Origin of the sequence: Microcoleus sp. Aus8_D2 (assembly GCF_036702665.1) — a bacterium.
Lineage (GTDB): Bacteria > Cyanobacteriota > Cyanobacteriia > Cyanobacteriales > Microcoleaceae > Microcoleus.
Genome location: NZ_JAUBUN010000003.1, coordinates 60,951 through 86,636, shown reverse-complemented (window position 1 = coordinate 86,636; position 25,686 = coordinate 60,951). Strand labels below are relative to the sequence as shown.

At 46.3% G+C, this 25,686-nt stretch carries 25 protein-coding genes; 12 read left to right on the top strand and 13 right to left on the bottom strand.

Annotated elements, in window-relative coordinates:
* Positions 1 to 5: 5 nt before the first annotated feature.
* Positions 6 to 215, bottom strand: a complete 210-nt coding sequence (locus tag QUB64_RS03515) for a hypothetical protein (protein WP_333267553.1) — start codon at positions 213 to 215, stop codon at positions 6 to 8.
* 26 nt (positions 216 to 241) lie between these two features.
* On the opposite strand from QUB64_RS03515, the gene trpA reads away from it, so the two are divergent.
* The 5 genes from trpA (at position 242) to QUB64_RS03490 (ending at position 6,905) form a co-directional block, all read left to right on the top strand.
* A complete protein-coding gene (gene trpA / locus QUB64_RS03510; protein ID WP_333267550.1) occupies positions 242 to 1,039 on the top strand; it encodes a tryptophan synthase subunit alpha in 798 nt (265 codons plus the stop codon).
* A 723-nt stretch (positions 1,040 to 1,762) separates the two neighbouring features.
* Complete coding sequence (locus QUB64_RS03505) at positions 1,763 to 2,401, top strand: DUF6658 family protein (protein ID WP_333267548.1); 639 nt, start codon at positions 1,763 to 1,765, stop codon at positions 2,399 to 2,401.
* A gap of 845 nt (positions 2,402 to 3,246) precedes the next feature.
* Entirely contained in the window at positions 3,247 to 3,636 is a 390-nt protein-coding gene (locus QUB64_RS03500) for a hypothetical protein (protein ID WP_333267546.1), read from the top strand.
* A 150-nt stretch (positions 3,637 to 3,786) separates the two neighbouring features.
* Positions 3,787 to 6,189, top strand: a complete 2,403-nt coding sequence (locus QUB64_RS03495) for an ATP-binding protein (RefSeq protein WP_333267544.1) — start codon at positions 3,787 to 3,789, stop codon at positions 6,187 to 6,189.
* A gap of 119 nt (positions 6,190 to 6,308) precedes the next feature.
* A complete protein-coding gene (locus QUB64_RS03490; protein ID WP_333267542.1) occupies positions 6,309 to 6,905 on the top strand; it encodes a hypothetical protein in 597 nt (198 codons plus the stop codon).
* A 351-nt stretch (positions 6,906 to 7,256) separates the two neighbouring features.
* Here the strand turns inward: QUB64_RS03490 and crn3 are convergent, their stop codons facing one another.
* From crn3 to QUB64_RS03455, 7 genes are all read right to left on the bottom strand, one after another.
* On the bottom strand, positions 7,257 to 7,586 hold the full coding sequence (gene crn3 / locus QUB64_RS03485; RefSeq protein ID WP_333267540.1) for a CRISPR-associated ring nuclease Crn3/Csx3: 330 nt from the start codon (positions 7,584 to 7,586) through the stop codon (positions 7,257 to 7,259).
* 258 nt (positions 7,587 to 7,844) lie between these two features.
* On the bottom strand, positions 7,845 to 8,795 hold the full coding sequence (locus tag QUB64_RS03480; protein WP_333267538.1) for a DUF192 domain-containing protein: 951 nt from the start codon (positions 8,793 to 8,795) through the stop codon (positions 7,845 to 7,847).
* 19 nt (positions 8,796 to 8,814) lie between these two features.
* Positions 8,815 to 10,626, bottom strand: a complete 1,812-nt coding sequence (locus QUB64_RS03475; RefSeq protein WP_333267536.1) for an NAD+ synthase — start codon at positions 10,624 to 10,626, stop codon at positions 8,815 to 8,817.
* 87 nt (positions 10,627 to 10,713) lie between these two features.
* Positions 10,714 to 11,007 carry an isochorismate lyase gene (locus tag QUB64_RS03470; protein ID WP_333267533.1) on the bottom strand — a complete coding sequence of 98 codons (294 nt, stop codon included), beginning with the start codon at positions 11,005 to 11,007 and terminating at the stop codon, positions 10,714 to 10,716.
* Between the two features lie 208 nt (positions 11,008 to 11,215).
* On the bottom strand, positions 11,216 to 11,965 hold the full coding sequence (locus QUB64_RS03465; protein WP_333267531.1) for an NUDIX hydrolase: 750 nt from the start codon (positions 11,963 to 11,965) through the stop codon (positions 11,216 to 11,218).
* Positions 11,926 to 12,525, bottom strand: a complete 600-nt coding sequence (locus QUB64_RS03460) for a nicotinate-nucleotide adenylyltransferase (protein WP_333267798.1) — start codon at positions 12,523 to 12,525, stop codon at positions 11,926 to 11,928. Before QUB64_RS03460 ends, QUB64_RS03465 begins: the two co-directional genes overlap by 40 nt.
* Positions 12,526 to 12,883: 358 nt before the next feature.
* Positions 12,884 to 14,287, bottom strand: coding sequence for a nicotinate phosphoribosyltransferase (locus tag QUB64_RS03455; RefSeq protein WP_333267529.1), 1,404 nt, complete (start codon positions 14,285 to 14,287; stop codon positions 12,884 to 12,886).
* 494 nt (positions 14,288 to 14,781) lie between these two features.
* Between QUB64_RS03455 and QUB64_RS03450 the strand changes: the two genes are divergently transcribed.
* Positions 14,782 to 14,931, top strand: coding sequence for an isochorismate synthase (locus tag QUB64_RS03450; protein WP_293182399.1), 150 nt, complete (start codon positions 14,782 to 14,784; stop codon positions 14,929 to 14,931).
* A gap of 188 nt (positions 14,932 to 15,119) precedes the next feature.
* Here QUB64_RS03450 and QUB64_RS03445 read toward each other — a convergent pair whose 3' ends face one another.
* On the bottom strand, positions 15,120 to 15,818 hold the full coding sequence (locus QUB64_RS03445; RefSeq protein WP_333267525.1) for a diacylglycerol/polyprenol kinase family protein: 699 nt from the start codon (positions 15,816 to 15,818) through the stop codon (positions 15,120 to 15,122).
* 128 nt (positions 15,819 to 15,946) lie between these two features.
* Between QUB64_RS03445 and QUB64_RS03440 the strand changes: the two genes are divergently transcribed.
* The 3 genes from QUB64_RS03440 to QUB64_RS03430 all read left to right on the top strand — a co-directional run bounded on the left by QUB64_RS03440 (position 15,947) and on the right by QUB64_RS03430 (position 17,664).
* On the top strand, positions 15,947 to 16,663 hold the full coding sequence (locus tag QUB64_RS03440) for a DUF4336 domain-containing protein (protein ID WP_333267523.1): 717 nt from the start codon (positions 15,947 to 15,949) through the stop codon (positions 16,661 to 16,663).
* 18 nt (positions 16,664 to 16,681) lie between these two features.
* The gene (locus tag QUB64_RS03435) at positions 16,682 to 16,972 is read left to right on the top strand and encodes an antibiotic biosynthesis monooxygenase (protein WP_333267521.1); all 291 of its coding nucleotides are present in this window, start codon (positions 16,682 to 16,684) and stop codon (positions 16,970 to 16,972) included.
* 185 nt (positions 16,973 to 17,157) lie between these two features.
* On the top strand, positions 17,158 to 17,664 hold the full coding sequence (locus QUB64_RS03430) for a DinB family protein (protein ID WP_333267519.1): 507 nt from the start codon (positions 17,158 to 17,160) through the stop codon (positions 17,662 to 17,664).
* Positions 17,665 to 17,901: 237 nt separating this feature from the next.
* Here the strand turns inward: QUB64_RS03430 and QUB64_RS03425 are convergent, their stop codons facing one another.
* Both QUB64_RS03425 and QUB64_RS03420 read right to left on the bottom strand, forming a co-directional pair.
* A complete protein-coding gene (locus tag QUB64_RS03425; RefSeq protein WP_333267517.1) occupies positions 17,902 to 18,852 on the bottom strand; it encodes a glycosyltransferase family 2 protein in 951 nt (316 codons plus the stop codon).
* A 140-nt stretch (positions 18,853 to 18,992) separates the two neighbouring features.
* The gene (locus QUB64_RS03420; RefSeq protein ID WP_333267515.1) at positions 18,993 to 19,463 is read right to left on the bottom strand and encodes a tetratricopeptide repeat protein; all 471 of its coding nucleotides are present in this window, start codon (positions 19,461 to 19,463) and stop codon (positions 18,993 to 18,995) included.
* Between the two features lie 76 nt (positions 19,464 to 19,539).
* Here QUB64_RS03420 and QUB64_RS03415 point away from each other — a divergent pair, with 76 nt between their 5' ends.
* Complete coding sequence (locus tag QUB64_RS03415; protein WP_333393962.1) at positions 19,540 to 20,952, top strand: glycosyltransferase family 4 protein; 1,413 nt, start codon at positions 19,540 to 19,542, stop codon at positions 20,950 to 20,952.
* 37 nt (positions 20,953 to 20,989) lie between these two features.
* Positions 20,990 to 22,909, top strand: a complete 1,920-nt coding sequence (locus tag QUB64_RS03410; RefSeq protein WP_333267511.1) for a hypothetical protein — start codon at positions 20,990 to 20,992, stop codon at positions 22,907 to 22,909.
* A 256-nt stretch (positions 22,910 to 23,165) separates the two neighbouring features.
* On the opposite strand, the gene QUB64_RS03405 is transcribed toward QUB64_RS03410, so the two are convergent.
* Complete coding sequence (locus QUB64_RS03405; protein WP_333267509.1) at positions 23,166 to 23,312, bottom strand: hypothetical protein; 147 nt, start codon at positions 23,310 to 23,312, stop codon at positions 23,166 to 23,168.
* A gap of 317 nt (positions 23,313 to 23,629) precedes the next feature.
* Positions 23,630 to 24,265: a uracil phosphoribosyltransferase gene (upp, locus tag QUB64_RS03400; RefSeq protein ID WP_333267507.1), complete on the bottom strand. Its 636-nt coding sequence runs from the start codon at positions 24,263 to 24,265 to the stop codon at positions 23,630 to 23,632.
* Between the two features lie 522 nt (positions 24,266 to 24,787).
* On the opposite strand from upp, the gene QUB64_RS03395 reads away from it, so the two are divergent.
* Positions 24,788 to 25,363 (top strand): DUF4360 domain-containing protein, encoded by a 576-nt coding sequence (locus QUB64_RS03395; protein ID WP_333267505.1) that lies wholly within the window; start codon positions 24,788 to 24,790, stop codon positions 25,361 to 25,363.
* The last annotated feature ends 323 nt before the right edge of the window (positions 25,364 to 25,686 follow it).

The following is a 25,686-nucleotide window of genomic DNA, read 5'->3' as shown; positions in this document are numbered from 1 at the left end:
TGTTTTTAGAAGTGCGATCGCCTCGCTCGCCGGAAGAGTACCTGAAACGATTTGGATTGCGATCGCTCGGAGATTATATAATGACAGACGACTGATGACCAATGACTAATGACTAATGACAGATGACTAATAACTAATGCCCAATGCCCAATGCCCAATGAGCAATGCCCAATGCCCAATGCCCAATGCCCAATGCCCCATGCCCAATTCCCCATGCCCAATGACTGATGACTAATAACTAATGACTATTTCTAATTGTTTTGAAACCTTGCGCAAAAGCAACCAATGTGCATTGATTCCTTTTATTACTGCTGGCGACCCAGATTTGGAGACAACCGCTAAAGCGCTACAAGTTTTGGATGATAACGGTGCAGATGCGATCGAGCTTGGCGTTCCCTATTCTGACCCGCTAGCTGACGGGCCGGTGATTCAAGCTGCGGCTACGAGGGCTCTACAGCGGGGAACGCGGTTAGATCCGGTGCTGGAAATGGTAGCGAGAGTTAGTCCGAATTTGCGATCGCCCATCATTCTCTTCACATACTACAACCCGATTTTGTACCGAGGTATCGAAACCTTCTTGCAGCAAATCAAAAGTGCCGGAGTTCAGGGATTGGTGGTACCAGACTTGCCTTTAGAAGAAGCCGACAGCCTGATCCAACCTGCCAACAAATTAGGGATTGAACTAACATTATTAGTTGCTCCCACAAGTCCCAAAAGCCGCATAGAAGCGATCGCCCGCCAGTCTCAAGGATTTATTTACTTAGTCAGCGTGACGGGTGTGACGGGAGTGCGCGAAGGCTTAGAAACGCGAGTAAAAGAGTTGCTGCAAGAAATGCGCAGCATCACCGACAAACCCATCGGCGTCGGCTTTGGTATCTCGAAACCAGAACACGCTCGCCAAGTGAAAGAATGGGGTGCAGACGCTGCGATTGTTGGCAGTGCTTTTGTCAAACGCTTGGCCCAAGGCACTCCTGAACAGGGTTTAGAGGCGATCGGCGAATTCTGCAAGAGTCTAAAAACAGCGATTCAAAATGATTAGCAACTGTGCAGATACTTTCAGCCATTAGACAGATGTGGGCGATCGGGATGTGCGGCGACAATTGCGATTAAAGACCTTGTTGTACTTGAGATCATACACCTTTTTCCTTCTGGTTCCTGACCGGAAGGTTTTTTTTGTTCCCAAAACGCAAAACATTTCAACGCAGTGCGCGCACGGAGAACCAAACGCCCAGCCAAGTAGGGAAACGGCCCAGCACATTGGTGTCAACAACCAGGTCAAATGTATTACTGGTCTACTGTTTGACAATTAGGACCAGATCCCCCCGGCGCCCCGCAACGATTCGGGGGGGACAGGATTGCTCTCAAAGTCAACCCCTACTCCCCTTAAGAAGGGGGATGCGAGGGGGATCTAGACTTGGATACAAACGAGAGAGACAAAGGTTTTCAAGCTTAAGTTGACACGGCTTTGGGCATGGCCGTGTCCTTACCGGGGTGCTGCGACTTTTAATAATTGGTAGAAGATTGAGGATTGTCGCATGAGTGAAGTACAGATACTGGGTAGGGACACGGCAGTGCCGTGTCCCTACTGTATTTAATCCGATTTAAAAATACTATAACTTGAGGAATGTAACTTGAGATAGATGAAAAGCTCCTGTTTATCTTCGTATATTAAAAAAAGTGTTTAAGTGCCTATTTTTGTAATGCTAGCCATCTACTGAACCACCAGGCATTTAAGCAGATAACAATAGAAAGGAGCATTTTTATGAACAGACTAACTGCATTTCTGAAAAAAATTCGAGCTGTACAAATTTTAACAGTGTTTCTCGCTGGCATTTTAGTATTTGTGAGCACTGCCTGCAAGGGATCTGATGTCATAGTCGGAAAAACGGCCGACCAAATTAGAGAAGAAGTGCCTTCAGAGGCTGTAACTTCCGTATACAAAGGCGGCCAGAATCAATACAGCGATGACGATCCCAGAAACCCAACCGCTACAGCAGCAGAAGCAAAAGCTCAGCTTCTCAAAGAGCAAGCGCAGCACCGGATAGAGACCAAATCTAGCAACAATGTAGGCGAAAACGTGCGGCGAGTAGCAGACGATGCGCCGGACAAACTCGACCAAATTGGCGAAAAACTTAATGACAATGTTCGCACCGCTCAGCGGAAAGCTGATGAGTTTGGCGACAAAACAAAACAAGGCTTTGCTAATCTTAAGGAAAACACTCGCGAAGGCTTGAAAGGAGCCAAAGAGATTGTTAAAGAAGCTACTGAGGGAGCAAAAGAAAGAGTCGCAGAGGGTACTGAGTCGCTGAAATACAATACCGCCCAAGGCCAAGAAAATGTCAAAGATGCAGCGCGAAATGTTAAATACAACGCTGAAGATGCCTCGGATAAGGTTCGCTAGAAAGTGAATCGAGATATTGACAGAACTCAACGAGCAGCAGAAAGAGCGATCGACTAATCTCAAATAACGCTGTTTCCTGCTCTCAAAGCTACATTCCGACAGGGGTTAAAACCCCTGTCGGAATGTAGCTCGCATTCGTCTCAAGACGACTGCATATTAATATTTGAGTCGGTTTCAAACCCCTAAGAGGGCTGATTAGCCCGGAACTAGAGTGCAGGGATCGTTTCAGCAGAATGAAACAGCCGGCACTTTTCTACGTGGGGACGGTCGTGCTGCTGATTTTACAGCGGATTATTTATAATTTCTATAGATTCTCTTTGAAGTTTTTGAGGTAACAATTTTGACATCTGGTAGCGTAAATTTTGCCGCTCGACCTATACCCTTTCTCAGAAAGGTGAGGTACGCTTGGGTTTTCGGTAATCGGGAAAAAGGTAATCGGGAAAAAGGTAATCGGTAATCACCGAAAAGCTTGCGGTTCAAAAGCTTGATCGCCCATTATTCATTACCCATTACTCATTACCCATTACCCATTACCCATTACCAGACATACCTCACTCGGGAGCGATCGACCTCTATTAAATTCACTTAATTACATATTGTATTTCTCATAACACTATACTGCCGTGTTGCTACTGTCTTTTGCGTTCATTTAAGCGCTTTTAATATGAAGGGCAGAAATTTATACGTAAGTAATAAGCTCCAATCGCGCTCGCCCAAGTATAAAATGTTGTTCTGTAGCAAATAAGTAGAATTTGCGATCGACAGCTAGAAAATTGTGCCGTTTATGCCCTAAGATAGATACACTCAGTTTTGTCAACTCAATGTCTGGCTTGAGGTCAGCCGATATGGACGCAACAGTAGATGTAGTAGATTTGACTGCGGTGATCCCTGGCTCTCGCCCGATCGCGCAATTTTACATTGACGATCGATCGGCTGTCGGGCCGTGCGCGATCGAGCGAGAGCAACCCGCCAGGAGCAAACTCTTGGAGTTTCGCAACCGGCTCGCAACGGTCAAAAATCTCGATATTCCGAGCACAATTCCGGCCCGCAGTCTAAAACTCTACGCCCCCAGTTACGTCCTTGTGGAGGATTTCCGCGATCCGGTAGTGCCAGAATGCGATCGAGTTGCATCACCGGCAGTTAATTGCATCGCTCGAAATAGTCCTCAAGCGAACAGACATTCTCGACGAACTCGAACGCAGCCCAGTTATTTAAAAATAGATGAAACCTCATAATTTGGAATTTTTATTGATAGTAACTGGCCAGATTAAGCGGGATAAACTTTAGCAAAACAAGGCGACGGATTCGCCATATATTCGAGCCGTAATCAGAAGCCAATCGACAGGGGAGATGCAGGCAAAAATTATTGGGAAAATTGTGTTGCAATGCTAGTAACGATGATGCACGACTTTTACGATGCGCTGGCACATTTAGCAATCTATGCAGGTGCCGCACCGACGCAGCGCAAACAAATCATTAAGCGCGTTTGGATAAGTCTGAAAAAACTCAAAGAATGCGCGCACCATACCCCCATCGATTACCAGCACAAGCTCGAGCTGGTTGAGGCAGAATGGCTCCGCGTTTTAGGGAAGAAAGCAGAAGCAATGGAACTTTACGATCGAGCTATTGCTGGAGCTAAAGCTAACGAATATTTGAATGAAGAAGCTCTCGCCTGCGAACTTGCTGCTAAGTTTTACCTGTCATTGGGAAGAGAAAAGATTGCCAGACTATACATGATAGACGCCTATGATTGCTATGTCCGCTGGGGAGATCCAGCCAAAATTGATGACTTAGAAAAATGCTATCCTCAATTGTTGTCACCGATTTTGCAGCCAGCAAAACAGGCTGCAAATTCATTAGCAACTTTCGCAACACCTGCTAACCAAAATCAATCGCTGCATCCATCTATTCATCCGTCTGTGTCGGGGAGCGTCTCAGATTTCGGAAGTTTTTCAACTCTGCTAACAGCTTGTCAAGCGCTGTCTAGTGAAATAGAACTCGATCGCCTGATTGCTAAACTGATGCAACTGGCGGTGACAAATACAGGAGTTGACAAAGCAGTGCTGATTTTGCCCAAGGGTAATCAATGGGAAATCGCTAGTGCGATCGCGATCGACGACAATTTGGGTGTCCAGCGGGCGATCGGCTTACCATCCGCAACACTCGATGAAAACAGCGATATCCTGCCCCTGAAAATTGTTGACTGCGTTAAAAACTTATTGAAACCTGTGATTGTGCGGGACATAGCTGAAAAATGTGATTGGGATTCCGACTCTTACATCCTCAAATACAAACCACAGAGCGTGTTGTGTTTGCCGATGCTCCATCGAGGTAAATTAGTCGGCATTTTGTATCTAGAAAATCGGTTAAACGCAGGAGTTTTTACCCGCGAGCGCCTGCAATTTCTCAATCTCCTGTGTTCCCAGGCAGCCATCAGTTTGCCAAATGCTCTGCTCTATCATAAATCTCAGGATTACAGCCAAAAATTAGAGCGATTGCTAACAAAATTCAGCCGCACCGAAGCTCAGCTTGCCGAGCAGAAACAAATGCTGCAAGCGATTCTTGATGTCGCTCCGATTTGGATTTGGATGGTTAATCCTCAGGGAAAAGTACAGTTTTTTAACAAGACATTTTGTCAAGATATCGGCCTGCCTCTGAGCGCTTTCCTAGCTGTCGATCATTACCAAGAGATACTGGGGGAAAATGCAGCCGGGTGTATGGTTTCCGATGCCGCCTGCCTTGCCCAAGATTTGCCGCATTACTCCAGCGAAACTATCACATTGGTAGACGGCAAACAACACTATCTAGAAGTCACGAAAGTGCAGTTAAAAAATTCCGAAGGCGAGACTATCGGGATTATTGGTTTGGGCGTTGATGCCACCGCTCGCAAGCGCTCAGAGGAACTTTTGCAACAGCAAAATCAGCGCCTAGAACAAGCTTTAAAAGATTTACAGCAAGCACAGTTACAGCTCGTACAAAACGAGAAAATGTCGGCTTTGGGTAATTTAGTCGCCGGAGTCGCCCACGAAATCAACAATCCCATTGGGTTTGTTGCTGGCAATTTAAACGAAGCTAAAAGGAGTTTCGGGGATGCTATGGAACACTTGGAATTGTATCGCTCCGGTGCGCCAAAATCGGAAATTGCCGACCACGCCCAAGAGATAGACCTCGATTATATCTTGGCAGATTTACCGAAGATGATTGATTCAATGCAAGTCGGGTGCGATCGCATTTCCAGCATCAGCACGAGTTTGCGTACCTTCTCCCGAGGCGACAAAGACTACAAAGTTGCTTTTAATATTCACGACGGCATTGATAGCGCCCTTTTAATTTTGAAACACCGCCTCAAAGCCAACGAACACCGCCCGCAGATCGAAGTGATGGCTAAATACGGCAGCCTCCCAAAAATCGAATGTTTTCCCGGTCAATTGAATCAAGTTTTCATGAACCTGCTTGCGAATGCGATCGATGCTTTAGAAGAGTCAAATCTCGGACGCACTTTTGACGAAATTGCTGCCAATCCCAACCGCATCATGATTTGCACTGATGTACTGGAATCTGGGTACATTAAAATTAAAATTGCTGATAACGGAACCGGGATGGAAGCAGAAGTGAAAGAGCACATATTCGACCATTTGTTCACGACAAAAGGTGTCGGTAAAGGAACTGGATTGGGGTTGGCAATTGTCCATCAGATTGCGGTAGAAAAACATGGCGGCACTATCGAAGTGAATGCAGAGCCTGGAGTTGGGACTGAGTTTGCGATCGTTTTGCCTGTGAAAGGATAAATTTTAATTAAACTTAAATGTTTTTGGGGCGATCGCGTGATAACATTTTATTTTACCTGTCAACTGTCAACTGTCAAGTGTCAACTGTCAACTGTCAATTCTCTTGGAGGGTTTTTTAAATGCCCTACAGCCAATTTAGGCTCGAACAAATCAAGTCAGAATTTGGAATAACTCTCTGCGAGCAATTCGGACTTTTTGCAGAGATTCCTGATGCTAGTTACAGCCAGTTTTTGTCCGAAACCCTAGAGTACAATATTCCGCTAGCTCTAGCAATTAACTCTGAAAAATCTCGCTCTGAAATGATTGTAGCGCCAATTTTGATTGAACTCAGAAAACAATTTGACAATGGAATAGGCTTATTTTCTGGTAAAGATTTTACGGTAGATACCCAAAGAGGTTTAAACGGATTTTGCGATTTCCTGATTAGCAAATCGCCGGAACAATTAATTATCGAAGCGCCCGTTATTGCTTTAGTCGAAGCCAAAAATGATAATATAGAATCTGGTTTGGCTCAATGTATGGCTGAAACGATCGCAGCTCAGTTGTTTAACCAACAAAAAGGTAATGAAATTAAGAAGGTTTACGGAGTTGTGACAACGGGCAGTCTCTGGAAATTTATGCAGCTAGAAGACCAAACTATCTCGCTCGATATAAATGAGTATTTTGTGGGGAATCCTGGCAAAATCATCGGTATTTTGAAAAGTTTTATCGAATAAGACTGTACAAAAGGTTGGTAGTGAGGACTTTAGTCCTTTCTCAAATCAGATCGCTAAATTCCAAGAGCACTGAAAAAGTCAGAATTATTGGCTAAAAACAATGAGTTTCCTGCAAGGAAAGGGCCTCCGCTACTTGAGTAAATTTCAGTGCCATTGGACATCAGCCGTCGGATGGATGCGGACTGAAGTCCTCACTACGAACCCATCTTACAGTTTGTAGTGAGGACTAAAGTCGTCGGATGGATGCGGACTGATGTCCTCACTACGAACCCATCTTACAGTTTGTAGTGAGGACTAAAGTCGTCGGATGGATGCGGACTAAAGTCCTCACTACAAACCTTTTCTAATTTACTAAGTTGGTAAACTTAATTTTATTACCTGTCCAACTGATACCTCGTGCTTGTGCGTCGCTACTACCACTGCACCTTCTAATCGCGGATCGTAACATCCAACCCAAGCCGCAGGATGAGATTCGTGCACTAAATACCCGTACAGCCAAATTGCTCCTCTACCTTCAATGACAATTCCTTGGCTAAATTGAACGTCTTGAGGAATTTTCAAACCTTGTAAATCTTCGGGTGTGATAATACCGTCTTGAGTTGTAATTCGCAAGCGCAAATGTTGGTAGGCTAAACCGTCTTGAGTTTGATTGGGGATTATTGTTAATTCAATAGGGTTCATTAGGATGCAGAAATGTTGAATGCTGTTTTCAGTTGACAGTTGACAGTTGACAGTTGACGCAAGGAGGGCGACCTTTACGTGGAAGTCCGAGGATTGGAGTAATGAATAGTCTGATTTTAATTTCTCCCGATCGGGCTTTGGGCTTTCAACCAATTCTTTCTGGTAAGGAAGAAGGAAGAATGCTTATAGTAGCTCATTTTGGAGGCATCTGTATTTGACGTTTAATTAGGTGGATTTACTTAAAATCATATACCTTGTTTAGGGCAAATTGGGAATTCGATCGCCAATTTTCAATCCCAACTGGGCCGCCCTACCGCCTTTGATCTCGATCGCTCCGTCAACTGGAAAATCCGGGCCGTAGCTGGGGCAGGTGTCGCTCAAACACGGCGGTACGTTGGGAATTATCGCCTGCACGATGCCTTCGCGCAAAAAAATCATATCGAGCTCGATTTGCACGTTTCTCATCCAGAAACCCACATTTCGCGGGGGGGCGATCGGGAAAAGCATTCCCCTGTCATCCGGTAATTCTGTCCGAAACATTAAGCCAATTGCTTGTTGTTGCGGAGTTTTCGCCACTTCTAGTCCGATCCTCTGCGAGGGCTCCGCTAACGCCCGATCGCCCAAAACAGCATTCACAGAAACTGGCAAAATCTGACCCATATCCATCCCGCCAAACAGCGATATAAAGTTGGATTCAGTCAGATTAAATCTTCCCGAAACGACTCCTAAATAGTTGCCAGAATTTTGATCTTGCATAACAGTTTGGTTATTAGAAACAGAAATGTTCAAATCGCTAAACTTAATGCCATCGGTCAAGACAATTTTATCATTGCCGTTGCCAAAATCTGTAATTACATCCGCTTGGGCGACAGTAGATGCGGCGGAGGTTCTTTCAATCACAAATAAATCATCGCCCGCGCCTCCTGTCAAGATATCTTTGCCTTCGCCACCGATTAGCAAATCGTTACCCCGATCGCCCTTAATCGCATCTTCACCTTGTCCTCCATAGATTGTATCGCTTCCCTGGCCGCCAAACAGCGTATCGGCGCCTTCGTTTCCGGCGATCGAGTCATTGTCGCGATCGCCAAAAATCAGGTCATTTCCCGCCAAACCTTGAATCGTATCATTACCCGCAAATCCTCTAATCGTATCGCTGTTGGGACTTCCCAGCAGAAAATCGAAGCCGAAAGTACCGCCAATGTTAACCATTTTGCGTTTAATGATACGTTTAATAAGAGGAAGATTTGGCGATCGGCATCCGCCAACCGGTACCAAAAGCTCGATCGCTAATTTTCAAACCAGGCGCTGCTTGTCGCCGTTTAAACTCCGATTGCCTGACTAATTTTACTACACGCTGAACTACGGCTTCATCGTGTCCCGCCGCGACAATTTCTTGGACTGATTCGTGATGTTCGATTAACCGCTGCAAGATGTCATCCAAAACATCGTAAGCAGGCAAAGAATCTTGGTCAACCTGTCCCGGTTTCAGTTCAGCACTCGGCGCTTTATTGATAATATTAACCGGAATTATTTCGCTGTCAGGGGACGGGGGCACCGCACCTACATCTCCGCCCGCATTCAGCCACCGACAAAGCGAATAAACCCGAGTTTTCGGCACATCAGAAATGACGGCCAATCCGCCATTCATATCGCCGTAGAGAGTGCAGTAACCCACCGACATTTCCGACTTATTGCCGGTGGAAAGCAGCAAATGTCCGAACTTGTTAGAAATTGCCATCAACAGATTGCCGCGAATCCGCGATTGGATATTTTCTTCAGCAATCCCGAAAGTGGTATTGACAAACAAATCGGCGAGAGTGCGATCGTAAGTTTTCATCAAATCGCCGATCGGCAATAGTTCGATCGCAATTCCCAGATTTCGGGCTACTTCCAAAGCATCATTGACAGAATGATCCGAACTGTAAGGAGAAGGCATCAGCACCCCCAGCACATTTTCCGGCCCGATCGCACAACTAGCGATCGCCGCCACCAAAGCCGAATCTATCCCCCCACTCAAGCCAAGTACAACCTTATAAAAACCGCACTTGCGAACATAATCTCGGACTCCCAAAACCAAAGCCGCCCAAATTTCTGCATCCCCAAATGGCGGTTCAAAACTTAAATCGGTTTTTGTTGTGGAACGGGCATCTTGCCCGTTCCCGCCACTGCTAATTAAACCTAATTTTTGTTCTTCACATAATCCCAAATCACTTGTCGAACGGGCATCTTGCCCGTTGCCACTACCAATTAAATCTTGTTTATTTTCGTCATATTCCACCACCGCCCAATCAGTTTCAAAAGAAGCCAATACCTGAATCAAATCACCCTTTCGATTCACAGCAAAACTGCTACCATCAAAAATAATATCATCATTTCCCCCTACCTGATTAGCGTAAATAATCGGTATCCCTGAGCGGCTGACACTGTGCTGCAACATCGCCGATCGCACTTCCCGCTTCCCGACAGAATAAGGCGATGCCGACAAATTCACCACTAAATCCACGCCCACTTTTGCCAAATCGGAAATAGGATCGCCCGCGTAACTGCGTTTACCCCAAAACTCCTCATTGTTCCACAAGTCTTCACAAATTGTCACGCCGATTTTGACTTCGCCAACAGTCAAGTAATTGCTGTCATCTCCCGGTTCAAAATATCGGTCTTCATCAAATACATCATAAGTCGGCAACAAGCGTTTATGAAAAACTTGTTTAACCGCGCCATTTAGCAACAAAACAGCGCTGTTAAACAATGATTTTCCGCCGAGTTTCACAGCATGAGGATTAGGTACGACAGTGCCGGCGATGACTGCCAACTCCGGCGGCAAATCTTGCGCCAGTTGCTGCAACTGTGCGCCTGCGGCTGCAATGAAACTCGGATTCATCAACAAATCTCGCGGCGGATAACCGCTCAGGGAAAGTTCCGGTGTTAGCAATAGGTTTGCACCCTCAACCTGCGCTTTTTTCGCAGCCTCCAGAATGAGGTTGGAGTTGCCAAAGATATCACCAATCGTCGGGTTGAGTTGTGCGATCGCAATTTTCATATCACCAATTCACCTCATAAATCTTGCTAACAGTCCGCCCGGGCGGACTTAATTTCCTATATTCCTACATTTGAATCTAGGGAAACATTACTCAGATTTGTAATGTTTGAACTCTTCCTCAATATAATAATTTACCAAATCCCGGTAAATATTTTCAACCACATCAGGATTCAAACCTGATTCTATCGCCCACTCGCGCCGCTGCTGTAACATCTCATGAAAGCGATCGGGCGATCTCACGCTAGCTTCACTCGTTTTGAACCTTGCTGCTGCGATGACGTATTGAAATCTCTTGCTCAAAGCATCGATCACTTCTCGATCGATGATATCAATTTCCTCCCGAACCTCGTGAATATTAGCACATTCATCAGGGTCTTTCATCTGCTGCACTCCTTAATAGCTTATTTTTTAATGTTACTAAATTGAGCCCTGAATGTCAGTCGATTTTCCATTTTTCGATTTTCCATTTTTCGATTTACTTGCAGCGCAGAGAATCTGGGAGCTTGAATAAGAGTCTAAAATTTTAGGATCGACCCTAAGCGCTCGGGGGCTTGTACCTGTTTTTTGAGCGGGGTCATGTAGGGAACAGCTAAATAAACACCAGCGGCTTATTTTTGAAAGGAGCAAAAGCTGCCGCATCAAAGCGGTACAAACTCGCAGGGCGGCCGGCCCCCCGCGAAACCTTAACACCCGTATCGCACAAAAAACCCAATTTCAACAATCGAGTTCTAAAATTAGAATAATCCGCAAAATTCTCCCCCAAAATAGTCGTATAAAGTTGATACAAATCGCTCAAAGTAAAAAGCTCTGGCAAAACTTCAAAAGCTACCGGGCTGTATTCAAGTTTGTTGCGCAGTCGTCGGTATCCGTATTCGAGAATTTGATTGTGATCGAAGGCTAGCTTAGGAACTTGTTGCACGGGATACCAAGCAATGCCGCCGACGCGGTGGCCGACACCCGCAACGACACTCCCAGCAATTAACTCAGCTTCCTCAAACCGAACTAAAGCAAAATAACTCACCGAAAGATAGCGATCGCCCCTGGTGAATTCTCTCGGATCGCGCCCCGGTTCTCCAAAAGTATAGAGTTGCTCCAGATACAAATTTTTGACCCGAATTTTCTCAGACAAAATCCGGTAAGCTGCATTTTCCAGAGACTCTCCGTGGCGCACCAAAGTACCCGGAAGGCTCCAAGAATCGATAAACGGTTCGTCTTGCCGCATTACCAACAGTACCAACAAGCGGTTCTGCACGGTATCGACGGAGAAAATCACATTATCTACTCCTACTTTAAAGTCAGCTAATGAGCAACCTTCGCTCTTTTTTGTGCCTCGTGCCATGCGTACAAATGCTCCCGATTAATGTAATCTTCGATGGTCGGAGTTAGGGCGTCCGTGTCTCCTGTTTCGCGATAGGAGGTAGAAGAAACATCGGGAGCATTCAAAGATGCGATCGCCACTTCTGCACCCATGCGCCTCAACTGCCACAAATCTAATTGTTCTGAGGGATAACCAGGCCGCGGTACTATCAACAACTCCACTTCTTTTAACAACTGTTCAAATTTGTACCAGCGAGGCAGTTGTCCCACCAAGTCCGAACCGATGACCATCGTCAATTCTGCATCCGGCCACTGCAATCTTGCTTGTTCCACAGTTTCTAGCGTCCTCGGACTGCTGAGTTCTGGATGCAAGCAAAGATTGTGTCTGGGCGAATTAATTTCTTGAATGATTAACAGCAGCATTGCCGATCGATGTTCGAGGGATGTTTGGTGCGACTTGAAAGGATTGTCCGACGCCCAAACTGCTACCCAATCAAAATACTGAGAAAGCCAATTCAGGATTGTTTTGTGTCCCGCAGTAGGAGGATCGGCGCTGGTTCCAAACAAGGCAATTTTCTGCATAGGGAATGGGTAATTGGGCATTGGGAATGGGGCATTGGGAATGGGGCATTGGGAATTGGTAATCGGTAATTACTCGTTACCAGGCTCCAGCCTGGTAATGCAGATCAGTCGGCTCTGCCGACCTTTTCAAGAGCGAGGCAGAGCCTCTGGATCGGGGTTCCCAGGCTTAGCCTGGGAACCAGTTAAAACGTTTCGTAGTGCGGACTTCAGTCCGCGCAGCCGAGCGGACTGAAGTCCGCACTACGAACCGTTTACTCGTTTTACTCGTTACCAGGCGAACAACAATGACTGATGACTAATGACTGCTGACTACTGACTACTGACTGCTGACTACTGACTAATGACTAATGACTAATGACTAATGACTTTTTTTAGTTTCTTGAGTAAGAATCTGCAAATCCCTAGAAATTTCCACCGGCGGCGAAATCGGGTTATCTAGTTGGCGAGTTTGTGCGGGCAGACTGGCGACAGAAGCAGCAGTTCGTTTAGCGATCGCCTCCAAACTTTCCGGGCCCTGCACTCGTTTGCCCTCCTTGACAACCAATTGCATTAATGGTAAGTGAGTATCCGAATTGTGAATAGTTTCCCCGGACAATCCCAAACAATCTCCGAGCATTGCCCCATTTTGAATATGTCTAAAAATTTGCTTTCTTCCTGGATATGTTACCTTGCCGCTGGCCTCCTTCATCACCGGCATCCCGTCAATTTCCACCAACTTATAAACACCGTTGACAGGCGAACCGCTGACTAACTTGGTTCCCAAACCGTAACCGTCAATGCAAGCGCCTGCACTTTTTAATTTAGCAATTTCTAGCTCGTCCAAATCGCCGCTAGCAATAATTGGCACGCCCGGAAGGATCGATCGCACTTCCCGAGACAATTTTACCAAATCCCCCGAATCCAGCCGCACGCCTTGCAAGGGAATTTCACCGCTGTTTACTCGCGACGCCAACATCCGCGCCGCCGCCACAGTATCATAGGTATCGATCAGCAGCGGTGCCCCGGGAAAATAGCGGTGAAAAGCTGCAAACGCCTCGTCTTCGCTGCCTTCGAGAGCAGCCACAGCCATTACCAGAGCATGAGCGATCGTACCCACAGGCTGGCGGCCCAACTTCAAAGCAGCCAAAACATTAGAAGTTCCATCGAACCCAGCAGCCAGAGCCGCCCTCGCCGCCCACACAGCAGCTTGAGGCCCAAAAGCCCTGCGCGTCCCGAATTCCAGCAACTTAGCCTCCGGGCCCGCCACATCGCGCAGTCGCGCAGCCCGCGTCGCAATTAAAGTTTGATAATTGATCGCATTCAACAAATAAGTTTCGACTAACTGAGCCTGCCACAGAGGAGCCTCGATCCGCAATAGAGGTTCGTTGGCAAATACCGCCGTCCCCTCCGGCACCGCCCACACATCCCCAGTAAAGCGGGCTGTAGCGAGTAGATCCCAAAATCGCTCCGGGGCTCCGGCAAAAATTCCGGTGGACTGCAAGGCTTGAATTTGTGGCCCAGAGAACCGAAATTTCTCTAGATAGTCGATCGCTTGAGCTAAACCCATGGCGATCGCATAACCAAAACCCTCTGGTAGCCTGCGCGCGAACAATTCAAAACTCGCAGGGCGATCGTCGATCCCTTCCCCGACGTAACAAGCCGCCATCGTTAGCTGGTAGAGATCGGTCAAAAGGCTGTAATCTGCTGGGGAAACCGTCAGTTCCCGGTCTTCTAAAATTTCCTCAAAACCTGTGAGGTACAGGCTTTCTGTCGCAGTTTTCATAGCGAAAAACCCCGGACAAACTTCGTTTTTTTAATTATAGTGACAACTACCATATCTTTTTGTAAAAATTTGATTAAGATTGCTGATAATATCTGAAATTTTCCTGATTTACGCCCTTTGATAGCGGGTGTCAGGTGAATTTATGGATTAATATTATGGTATAATCAATTAAAATATCGATTGAACAATCTCAGCAATTAACCCAAAGAACTCAAGCGTTGCGGTTTTTTTAGGAAAATATTTCGTTGCAGCCCTCGATCGAAGTTAAAAAACCGGGTTTTGAAGGGCGTGCAGCGCCTGTTTGGGTTGAGCCAAGAAAAATATATCAGGAAACCGGGGCGATCGCCCAAAAACGCGCCATTTCTCAAAGCTTCAGTTTGCTTCGATGTTGCAGACTAATAAGTAATTAAAACAAATATTACTAAAGCGATCGCAAGACAGAAACTCAGACTAATCTATAAAGTATCAACAGCCAGAAAAGAGAGGCGGTTCTTATGAATCTTTCTAAATCTGTGGTAGGCGCAATGCGTTACGTTTCGGAAGCTGCATCGAGGATTTTTAGACGGAGCGATGACGATTATCCGGCTACTGGCGTTCAACCTTTTGAAGGTACGCCACCCAAAGGCTCTAAATGGGACAGATGAAAAGCCGATCGGGCTTTTATAGCGAGGTAGGCAAAGACATTCGTCTCACACAATAACGGTAAATTTTTCAACTACTTTTAAGTATCTTAAATTTGCCCCAGCTAAACTTTGTTTGGCTGGGGTTTTGCCTTTATAAATTGGTAGTGATGACGTTAATGTTCAGAGTTTTATGAGGACTGAAGTCCTCACTACGAACCAATTACCCAAAATTGATTGAGCAAAAAGGCGATCGCCCCACTACCGATCGGCACAGTCAAATTGTCAATTCCCAACTTAGACACCGACTCCAAAGTAGCAGCAACCAAAGCCACAATTGCTGACACAGCCAAAGTTTGCCAAACTGCGCCGCCAACCGCTAGCAAAATCAAACTGCTAACAGCAAAACTCACCAAATACATAGTTGCAGAACCTTCCCAACTCTTCTGCATTCCCCAAACTCGATAAAGATGTTTGCCGTATTTCTGGCCGATGACAGCAGCCAATCCGTCGCCCCAAGCCATCACTAAAATGCCCAAAGCAGCGTATTCCTGATGTTGCATCGGCCAAAACCAAGCGACGAGAACGCTAATACTCACAGCATAGAAAAAAGTCCCGAAACTCTTGCGGTGGATACTGTTAAGACTCGGCAAAATCGGAACTTGGTAGGAAATTAGGGCGATCGCACCAGCCAAAAAACCAGCCGAAATCCCCACCCAACCGGGAATTTCCAGCCACCAAGCCAGCAAAATCACGTTTCCAGTACCGATGTGAACCACCTTCCGCGATACCTCCGCATCGACAGCAGTAAAGCGGTTTAACCCTTCAGCCACCAGCAAAATCACGCCCAACCAGGCTCCCACGAGGGAAATTTGTAACCACACAGTCGGAATTTCAGACAATATAAACACGATATTTAGGAAAAACTGCGATCGGGCACTGTTTACTACTTTAGTGGAAAGGCGATCGCGATCGTTGAGGGTGCGATGTTAAAAAGCGCTACAATTGACCCTGTTTCGGAAGCTGCTTAAATTTGGAGATGCTCAGAGAAATCGATCGAGATATTTGGGTTGCCGAACACCCGTTGCGGTACTTTGGACTCAGCGTTGGCACGAGAATGACGGTAATTCGGCTGGCTAATCGCGAGTTAGTCGTTATTTCTCCGATTCAAGTCAATGATACAATAGTGAGTCAGCTTGGCGAACTGGGAACGGTCAGCCACATCATAGCGCCCAATCTGTATCACTATTTGTTTGCAGCCAATTTCAAAAAGCTCTACCCAAACGCGAAATTCTGGGCTGCACCGGGTTTGGCAGCTAAAAAACCAGATTTGTCGATCGATCGAACCATCCAGGGTGAAGCAAATAGTTTATGGAACGGGCTAGAATATATTTTTTTCTACGGATTCAAAACCGTTAGTTTAAGAGGTTTTGATTTACTGAATGAATGTGTTTTTTTTCATGCTGCAAGTCGCACTCTGATCTTAACTGACACTGCCTTTCACTTTGATGAGAGTTTCCCAATCATCACACAATTTGCGAGTCGAGCGATCGGCGGATATAAAACTTTGAGTCCATCGATCTTGGAGCGAATTGCGACAAAGGATAAAGAAAAAGTTAGAGAGTCAGTTAAGAAGGTTTTAGGTTGGGACTTTGAGCGAGTAATTGTCGCTCATGGCAGCATCATCGAGACTCAGGGAAAGCAAAAGTTTAAAGAGGGATACGAGCAGTTTTTAGGTTGCTCTGTGAATGTTTGAAATTAGAGGACAATAGGTGTGATTAGTATACAATATGTCTTAATTATTCATGAAGTAGAAAATTATCCAGCTTGGAAAAAAGTATTTGACCATGCTGCAAGCATCAGAAAAAAAGCTGGCGAGCGCTCCTATCAGGTTTTGAAGTATGAGAATGAACCCAACAAAATTGTTCATTTCTCGGCGTGGACATCCACAACAGATGCCAGGGCATTTTTTGAGTCGCCTGCACTGGTTAAAATTAGAGAAGAAGCGGGAGTCAAAGCTCCTGAATTTATCTATTTAGACCAATTAGAGTCAGGCGTATTGTAAAAGACATATAGCAATCCTAAATGATTCAGATAAATTTGTAGGGGTAGTGGATGGTGCGTGGCTACCCCCTATCTACCAGGGCTCTTCAAGGGGCCCGATCGCCCCTACAATAATTATGCAAATGATTTAGGATTGCTATATTTGTATAATGTCAGTTGTTCAAACTAGGTTGTTAAGTTTTAAATATGTATGACGGTAGCTACTACCAGCTAATGGCTGAGTATAATTGCTGGATGAACCAAAATCTATATTCTGTCTGCTCAGGAATTCCTGATGAACAACGCAAACAGGATGTTGGTGCATTTTTTAAGTCGATTCATGGCACTTTGAATCACTTATTGTATGGTGACAAAGCATGGATGGGTCGTTTCACTCTTCAGCCATTTTCGGTGACTGCAATCGGTCAAGAACTGTATGCTGATTTTGATGTTTTGAGAGCAGAACGGGAGACAACCGATCGCCAAATTATACAATGGTCTAGCCACCTTAGTTCTGACTGGCTGAGTCAACCGTTTGAATACACAAGCAATGTAGACGGTAAATGTCGCGTGCTACCGACTTGGGTTTTGGTGACACATATGTTCAATCACCAAACTCACCATCGAGGGCAACTTACCACACTGTTAACACAACTTGGCTACGATCCAGGTGTTACAGACATTCCCTGGCTACCCGCTATATCATTGGGATAATTTATGCTCGTCAAGAAGACTCGGCGGTTGAAACCAGGTTTATACAAACAATGTCCGCGCCTTCGCCGACTAAAGAAAATCAAGAATTAAAACCGCCGTTTCGCTAGATTTTGTCTCCATAAATGTGATTTTAACCGTACACTCTTCAACCTGCTCCCGTCACGTGAGTGTCTGTATAGACGCGGTTTCAACCGCCGTCTCAACCGCCCGGTATTGTCTCGAAATCATCTTTCACAACTACCGTTTCAACAACTCTCGCACGATCGCAAAAGCTCTCCCCCGCCACTCCACCGGCAGCAGCGACAATCCCAAAGCAGCCCACATTTTCGCCTCAGAAACCGACTTCCCAGCTCGCACCATCCGTCGCCCTTTTTCAGTTTCTCCCACCTCAATCAGCCGCAAACCTAGCGCTAATTGAGTTTCTGCAAGCCTCTCGATCCTGACTGTTTCCAACTTCTCCGAGTCAAATTCGTAGCTGGTCAAATAGCGCAATTTATCGCTCAAATACGGAATTGCCCGATCGCATCCTTGCTGTCCTGCATGAAATCGATACTCCATCAACAGCTCCGGCAAGTAATAGCACTTTTTGCCCGCAATTGCAAGTCTTACGAACAAATCGTTATCTTCGCAGTTTTGCCAATTTGGCCGCAGAAATCCGACTGCTTCCAGCGCGCGGCGCCGAAACAAAGTCGCGCCTATTTGCAAACTCTGTCTCAGAAAAACTGTGGATAGCAAATCTTCAATAATTCCCGCCGACAACTCGGTGCGCCCCCACCGCTGCGAATTCAGTTTTGTCTCGTTTTCGTCAATATTATTGTGAATGTCGATCGCCCAATGGTCGGTACTGACAAAATCTATGCTGGGGTCTTTATCTAAAATAGCAGATGTCCGCTCTAGAAATTGCGCGGTCAGGCGATCGTCATCGTCAAACTTGATAAAATATTCGCCCCTAGCCGCCGCAAAGCCCGATCGCATATTATTGCTTTTGCCGATATTCTGCGGGTGTCGAATGTAGCGAATCGGGCGATCGACAAATTCCGACATCAACAGCGCAGTGCTGTCAGTCGAACCGTCATCGCAGACAATTAATTCAAAATCTGTATAAGTTTGATCTAGCACGCTGGCGATCGCACTAGCCAGCAAATGCACTCGATTGTAAGTAGGAATGCAAACACTAATTTTCGGCACTACGACTATTTTCAATTTGAGATTGTGGAAAAAATTCGCACCTCAGTCCAGGGAAAGAAACCACCAATGCCCTGCGCAGGCCTATGCCCTGTTTTGCCTATGCCCTGTTTGCCCTGTTTGGCCTGTTTGGCCTATGTATTTTAAGTCAAACGAGCCGTACATTCAAGAATTAACTTTTGATTCACCAAAGCAAAAGGTTGAATTTCCAAAGCGCGGCGAAAAGCTCGAATAGCACTTCTGTATTCTCCCAGAGCAGCGTAGCACAAACCCAGACCGTGCAGCGCCCCAAAATGCACCGGATTCAGTTGGAGGACAGTTTCGCAGTCGTGGATCGACTTTTTATAATTTCCTTGGGTATAGTGAAGTACGGCGCGCCGGTTCCAAGCTTCAGCAAAATCTGGCGCTTCCGCAATCAGTTTCGTCAACAAATCCAAAGCGTGGCGAACATCCCCTGCATCTAGGGAAACTTGCGATCGCCTGAGAACTTGCATCCCGTATTCACCCTTCTGGTTAAACCAAGTGCGCCAGAGTTCTGTAGTAGCCCGATCGCGCACGCTTTCGTCAGACTTTTTCAAGTCTTCGAGCAGCGCCTTGACAGATAATTCGTCCATAAGTGGGAGGATTGTTAAAAAGGTTTTATCAGTCAATTTTATCGCGACAGCGGCAACTTTATTTATCCAACATCCCATGCAGATTTTGATGCTTTCTTCGACTTTTCCCTATCCGCCAAGCCGCGGCGGAACTCAGGTAAGGACTTTTAATTTATTGCAATACTTGAGCCGGCGGCATGATGTAATTCTCGGTACAGTGCGATCGCCAGATGTCACTGACTCACAAATCGACGCATTGCGGCAGCAAGTTAAAGAATTGGCAGTTTTTCCCCACCCGCAGACACCCCCCCAACCCCCCCTTGCTAAGGGGGGGCTAAGACTCCATCAGGAGACTGAGGGGGTGTTATTTCCCCCGCCTAACCAGGAGACTGAGGAAGAATTCTTTCCTCCCCCCCTTAACAAGGGGGGGACTGAGGGGGGGTTCTTTCCTCCCCTCAATCAGGGGATCGATCGGAAAATGAACGAAATACTCGGAAAACTGCACAGATTTAGTCAATTTTTGTGGTCCGGGACGCCTCCGAACGTACTATCGAGTTACTCTCAAGCAATGCAGAATTGGGCAGACGAATTGGTAGCAGCCGGCAAATGCGATGCTGTCACCTGCGAACACAGCGTTAACGAGATTTACGTGCGTCCAGAATGGCGGCAAAAATTGCTGACAGTTGCAAATATTCACAGTTCCGTTTGGGGAACTTGCAGGGAAATGTTAGCCACCGGCACTTCCCAAAACCCCCTGCGCGATCGACTAAATTTACCCCTACTCGCCCGCTACGAAACACGCTACTGTGCCAAATTCTCCCGCATAGTCGCCACAACCTCCACAGACAGAGAGCAACTCCTAGAATTGCTGTCCCCTCGGGGCCTCACAGGGAAAGCAGATTTTTTTGTCCCTCCCATTGATGTGATTCCTAACGGCGTGGATTTGGCAGAATTTCCGTACCGCTCGATCGATCCTGGAGGACACACCTTAATCTTTGCAGGCGCCATGAACAATTTGCCCAATATTGACGCGGCCAGGTTTCTCAGTTTGCAAATATTGCCAAAGTTGCAGCAGCGCTATCGGGATGCTACCCTCACCCTAGTCGGGGCCTCGCCAGTCCCCGAAGTCCTCGCCTTGGGGAAACTTCCGGGAATTCAAGTAGTAGGCCGGGTGCAAAGGGTGGCAGAATATTTGCATCAGGCTGCTGTTTGTGTGGTGCCCATGCGGATTGGTTTTGGAATTAAAAATAAAACTTTGGAGGCGATGGCTGCGGGAACCCCCGTGGTTGCGAGCGATCGAGGTTTGGAGGGTTTAGCCGTCGGTGGCGGCCCAGAACCCATCAGGGCCTTGCGGGCGAACGAAGTTCAGGAGTATGTTGAGGCGATTACCAGTTTGTTTGAAAATCATCAGCTAAGACTGTCTCTGTCTCTGAACGCGCGATCGCTCGTGGAAAGCCAATACACCTGGGATATCATAGGTCGGCAGTACGATCGACTATTCCAAATTTAAACTCTAAATTCTAAATTCTAAATTCTAAAATTCGACGATGGAACACAAAATAAACTCCTCAAAAAATCGAGCCAAACCCCCAGAAAAGCCAAAAGTTGCTCCTCCTCCCACAAGACGCCGCCGCCAAACCCGACGCCCCAAAAATCTTCAAGAGCCCCAACTTCCCATACCTGCTGCGCCAACTCCCGCCAGATATCCCTGGAAAAGATTGGTAGCTAATTTGACAGCCCTCAGCGTCTTGTGCGGCTGTGCAGCTTTGATGGGAGGCGGCGCTTGGCTGAGTTACCAGCTAATTGTCGATCCCAACAGCAACAGATTGATCTCTCAGTTTGTACCTGGATGGTCGCGCTTACCTACAGGTAGCAGAGATACCATCCAAACTCTCGATCAAATCAAAGCCAGCATCCGCAAATTGGGATTCATCACCGGAGAACCCCTGCCGCTTCCCGTCGAGGAATCCGCTGATAATTCTATTTCCGATTTGCTGTTGCCGGTGATGGTGGAAAGGACTGTTAATGCTTCTACTGTTTGCAAAAATCCTTGCCGTCAAATTGTCGAACTTCGCGTGTACAAGCGAGTGCAACTTCCCGATCGCGATTCCGATACCGTGCAGTATTTTCAGCTAGCAAGTTCTGTGAATGTCGAAGGCCCGGCGGAATCTTTTGTCATCGCTTCTTTGGATGACTCTGTGTCCAACAATCAAGCCTCAAATCAGTCGCTACCGCTGACCGAACTGCGCCGCTTTGACGGCAAGCCCCCCTCATTGGGCATTTGGTTTAATGTCAGCGGTAAACTGGTGCGGGGCGACAAGAAAATTCCCTACGGACAAGTCGTTCGCTACAACCCCAGCCAAAATCATTTAATCTCGCTGTTGGATTGGGCGAGTGTCGCCGGACAAGCGCCGAATTGGCAGCAAATTGTTAAGAGCCAAAACCCCCAGTTGGCGATCGACCAAACAGTTGGTTTAGAGCCACAATTTACCATTTATCAAATTGGCCCGCGCAAATTTGTGCCGAACCCAGTTCAGTTAACGGCGATTTCTTTAGAAGAATTTGCCTTCAATGACGAGACTTATAAAAATGGGCTGCGGCTGGCGAAAAGCGGGCTGTGGTCTCCAGCATTAAATGTCATGCGTATTGCTAAGGGGAAAGCCGGTCAAAATTGGCCCGCTGTCGCACAAGCTCAGCTAGAGACGATCGAATTTCACGCTAAAATTACTCGGGCACAGGCGATCGCATCTTGGGCCAGTCCCAGCCAACAAGTTCTCGCAGAATTGATCGACGGCCGCTGGAGCCAAGCTTTACAAGTATTTGAAGCCGATCCCAGCAACAGTCACGAAATTGCCACCACCCTCAAAAATGACGGCGGGCGGATCATGAACCGCGTAGACGCCGCCTTGAGAGTCAATTCCGCCGACGCCGATGTCAAGGCTTGGGGCACCCTGATTGTAGCCTCTCAAGACGGAACTCGCGAGGCGATGAATTGGCTCGACCAGCAATCAGATACTGACAGCGAAACTCGAAGTAGAATTCGCAATTTAGTCAATAAACTTGAGGAAGCAGTTTCTCAAGCACAAAGTTTAGAAGACCACAAGAGTCAAATTATGGGTTCTGCTACTTTAATTAGCAGTATCAATCCCGCTGAGTGGCTGGAACCCGAAGCGAAAAACGAGTTAAAACTAACCGGAGAACAAGTTTGGTATCAGGTACAAGTAGCGAGTTTTTATGACGGCACCCGCTGGGTTAATCCCCCCTTTGCAGATGTAGAAGTGCGCTCTTTTCCTGCTACTCAAATCAAGTGGTTGTGGGGGCGGCTGGGCTTGCAGGCTGACCCCAAGATTAAGATTGAGGTAGCAATGGCTAACGGTCAACAAAGAGTCGCTGTGGGAACCGTCAAAGCGGTGCAGATTCAAGACGGAAATCTGCGCTTGCTGGCGGCCGTGGACAGGCGCTCCTGATCTGGCAAAAAGCATTCAGCACAGGGAAAAGTCCCGGACGCACTCTTGACACGAAGAAACCGGGTTTTTTACCATTTCTGCCCGTCGCAGCAGAAGTATTTCCGTAAAACAACCCGGTTTCCGGCCACCCGTGCGTCCAAAACTAGGAAGCAGGAAAAAGTTTTCCTTTCCCCCCTTTCCCAATCCCCCCTATCAATCTCAGACAACAATTTTGTTAAGTTAATTTACACCACTTCCACACCAAAACCCAGAGATGTTACATCGCGCCCTTTTTAGAGAGTGCTGCAATCATCTGTCGTTTCACTGCTTTAGCCCAAAGCTCAAACTCCAAACTGTTGATGTTGTTAATTTTCACTTCCTCAACAGGCTGATGTGGGGCTTCCTTCTGTGCTGTAGTCTCCATTTTTTTTCCTCATCCAAAAAATGTTATTAGTCGATCGTAAGCAGTGAGCATCATACCTCTATTTTATGTACTAATTGCTGCCATTAGTTATACTAAATACATAGAAATTAACCATAATATGCAGTAAATACATCTAGATAATGCAATTTGTGAATACTCTGTCATAAATCCTGTAACCCATACTATATATAGGTTTTTCCAGACATGAAAATGTGACAATTTACATGGTATGGCAATATAAAACCAATAGTTATGTTAGTAAACTTAATTTTAAATGAATGTATTGGTATATACAGCAATAAAATATTTTATTGAATTTACATAGTGCCGTAAAGCCGATCGCCCGCATCTCCAAGTCCGGGTACAATATAACCGTGTTCGTCCAAACGCTCGTCCACCGCAGCCACATAAATCTGCACGTCAGGGTGCTGTTCGTGAAAGTGCTCAATTCCCTCCGGCGCCGCCAGCAAGCACAAAAACTTAATAGACTTCGGATTAACTTCTTTAAGCCGATCGACTGCCGCCACTGCTGAGTTACCAGTAGCCAGCATCGGATCGACAATTAAAACATCTCGCTGTTCGATATCCTCGGGAACTTTGAAATAATATTCGATCGCCATGTGAGTTGTCGGATCGCGGTACAAACCAATATGTCCTACCCTCGCTGACGGAATCAGTTCTAAAATACTGTCTAAAAGCCCCTGACCCGCGCGCATAATCGAAACAATCACAATTTTCTTAGACGCAGCCAGCATCGGTGCATTCATTTTGGCGATCGGCGTTTGTATTTCTTCATATTTCAGCGGCAAATCTCGCGTCACCTCATAGGCTAGCAGCATCCCAATTTCTTTCAGCAGTTGGCGAAATTTCGCCGTGCTCGTTTGAGTTTGCCGCATGAGAGTTAACTTGTGCTGTATCAAAGGATGGTCGATGACAGTAACTTTAGCACTCATTTTTTGTTAAGAGTTAATTTACCTTATTATAATCCCTCCTTTCCTGGATCTGCCTGAGAATACAGAACTCGTCTTGTTTTCCCCGTTCCCCGCTACCAGACAGATCCTTTTACTACAGCTACGGAGCCTCATGTTCCAGAATTAAACCATCTTTTTCAAACAAATATCGACCGCAGAAAAATCCCGGCTCAACAAACAATTTTCCGCGCAGCCCCCGACTTTAAAAACAGAGCTTTGTTCCCGAAAAAGGCTGGAAAAAATATCGCTATTTTGTCATCGAATCCTCCGGAACAATCTTTAAATGCCATGAATCTTAGAAAGTATCAGGACAAAACAGGCATTAGTCCATCAACTAATGCTACTCGAAAAAGTCCGGAGCCAGGTACAGGTATCTAGCTCCCAGTCAGACTCTGACTGCCTTTTCAGTAAAGGCTTGCCATCTCCTAATTGGAAGGGCATCGCCTCAATCTTCCTTGAATTATTCAGGTTTGTCCTAACAAAAAAACATTAAGGAGAACATCCATGAAATTTGTAAAACTCTTGCTAGCCACAGCATTAATGACTGCTTCTATCACCCCCGCCTTTGCGGCTACTCCATCAGTTCAAATATTAGGTGCAAGCTACGGCGGTAGCGGTTGCCCAGACCGCTCAGCCAGCGTCAGCGTCAGCCCCGACGGTCAAGAACTCAGCATCCTATTTGATAAGTTTGTAGCCCAAGGAAATGTCTCAGCAGAAACCCGGAAAAGCTGCAATTTGAGCATTCCCATCAAAGTACCCCAAGGCTTCCAAATTTCTATCTACGATGCTGACTATCGCGGTTACGTTGCTCCTAGAACCAGCGGAAACCTCCGAGCCGAATACTTTTTTGCCGGAACCCGCGGCCCAGTTTTTTCTCGAAATTTCAGCGGCGAAACTAACTACAACGTTCGAGATAGCTTAGCCACTGTAGCAGATGTTTGGTCTCGCTGCGGCGACAGTGTAAATATGCGAGTAAATGCTGCGATGACAGCCAGCGGTGCCGGCACAGCCACCGTTGACTCCTTCGATTTAGCTCATCGCGGTTTAGTTTATCACGTCAAATATCGCACTTGCCGCTAAACCCAAAGCCACCAAAATCGGTTAAAAAACGATAATTAGGTTCGTAGTGAGGACTTTAGTCCGCATCAAAATTAGAGGACTAAAGTCCTTACTACAAACCTGCTTTCTTCTAGCTTATTCGTGAATTTTTAACTGGTCAAAAAATGATATAAAGGTTTGTAGTGAAGACTTTAGTCCGCATCAAAGTTAGAGGACTAAAGTCCTTACTACAAACCTTATTTTTTCTGACTTTAGTCCGGCTCAAAATTAGAGGACTAAAGTCCTTACTACAAACCTTGTTTTTTCTGACTTTAGTCCGGCTCAAAATTAGAGGACTAAAGTCC

What these genes read in the sequence shown, in the direction of transcription:
- QUB64_RS03440 (WP_333267523.1), top strand. Translation starts at nt 15,947, where the DNA reads ATGCTCAGAGAAATCGATCGAGATATTTGGGTTGCCGAACACCCGTTG.
- QUB64_RS03495 (WP_333267544.1), top strand. Translation starts at nt 3,787, where the DNA reads ATGCTAGTAACGATGATGCACGACTTTTACGATGCGCTGGCACATTTA.
- upp (WP_333267507.1), bottom strand. Translation starts at nt 24,265, where the DNA reads ATGAGTGCTAAAGTTACTGTCATCGACCATCCTTTGATACAGCACAAG.
- QUB64_RS03460 (WP_333267798.1), bottom strand. Translation starts at nt 12,525, where the DNA reads ATGCAGAAAATTGCCTTGTTTGGAACCAGCGCCGATCCTCCTACTGCG.
- QUB64_RS03415 (WP_333393962.1), top strand. Translation starts at nt 19,540, where the DNA reads ATGCAGATTTTGATGCTTTCTTCGACTTTTCCCTATCCGCCAAGCCGC.
- QUB64_RS03515 (WP_333267553.1), bottom strand. Translation starts at nt 215, where the DNA reads ATGGGGAATTGGGCATGGGGCATTGGGCATTGGGCATTGGGCATTGGG.
- QUB64_RS03455 (WP_333267529.1), bottom strand. Translation starts at nt 14,287, where the DNA reads ATGAAAACTGCGACAGAAAGCCTGTACCTCACAGGTTTTGAGGAAATT.
- QUB64_RS03480 (WP_333267538.1), bottom strand. Translation starts at nt 8,795, where the DNA reads ATGGTTAACATTGGCGGTACTTTCGGCTTCGATTTTCTGCTGGGAAGT.
- QUB64_RS03500 (WP_333267546.1), top strand. Translation starts at nt 3,247, where the DNA reads ATGGACGCAACAGTAGATGTAGTAGATTTGACTGCGGTGATCCCTGGC.
- QUB64_RS03405 (WP_333267509.1), bottom strand. Translation starts at nt 23,312, where the DNA reads ATGGAGACTACAGCACAGAAGGAAGCCCCACATCAGCCTGTTGAGGAA.
- QUB64_RS03430 (WP_333267519.1), top strand. Translation starts at nt 17,158, where the DNA reads ATGTATGACGGTAGCTACTACCAGCTAATGGCTGAGTATAATTGCTGG.
- QUB64_RS03505 (WP_333267548.1), top strand. Translation starts at nt 1,763, where the DNA reads ATGAACAGACTAACTGCATTTCTGAAAAAAATTCGAGCTGTACAAATT.
- QUB64_RS03395 (WP_333267505.1), top strand. Translation starts at nt 24,788, where the DNA reads ATGAAATTTGTAAAACTCTTGCTAGCCACAGCATTAATGACTGCTTCT.
- QUB64_RS03475 (WP_333267536.1), bottom strand. Translation starts at nt 10,626, where the DNA reads ATGAAAATTGCGATCGCACAACTCAACCCGACGATTGGTGATATCTTT.
- QUB64_RS03450 (WP_293182399.1), top strand. Translation starts at nt 14,782, where the DNA reads ATGAATCTTTCTAAATCTGTGGTAGGCGCAATGCGTTACGTTTCGGAA.
- crn3 (WP_333267540.1), bottom strand. Translation starts at nt 7,586, where the DNA reads ATGAACCCTATTGAATTAACAATAATCCCCAATCAAACTCAAGACGGT.
- QUB64_RS03490 (WP_333267542.1), top strand. Translation starts at nt 6,309, where the DNA reads ATGCCCTACAGCCAATTTAGGCTCGAACAAATCAAGTCAGAATTTGGA.
- QUB64_RS03420 (WP_333267515.1), bottom strand. Translation starts at nt 19,463, where the DNA reads ATGGACGAATTATCTGTCAAGGCGCTGCTCGAAGACTTGAAAAAGTCT.
- QUB64_RS03465 (WP_333267531.1), bottom strand. Translation starts at nt 11,965, where the DNA reads ATGGCACGAGGCACAAAAAAGAGCGAAGGTTGCTCATTAGCTGACTTT.
- trpA (WP_333267550.1), top strand. Translation starts at nt 242, where the DNA reads ATGACTATTTCTAATTGTTTTGAAACCTTGCGCAAAAGCAACCAATGT.
- QUB64_RS03410 (WP_333267511.1), top strand. Translation starts at nt 20,990, where the DNA reads ATGGAACACAAAATAAACTCCTCAAAAAATCGAGCCAAACCCCCAGAA.
- QUB64_RS03470 (WP_333267533.1), bottom strand. Translation starts at nt 11,007, where the DNA reads ATGAAAGACCCTGATGAATGTGCTAATATTCACGAGGTTCGGGAGGAA.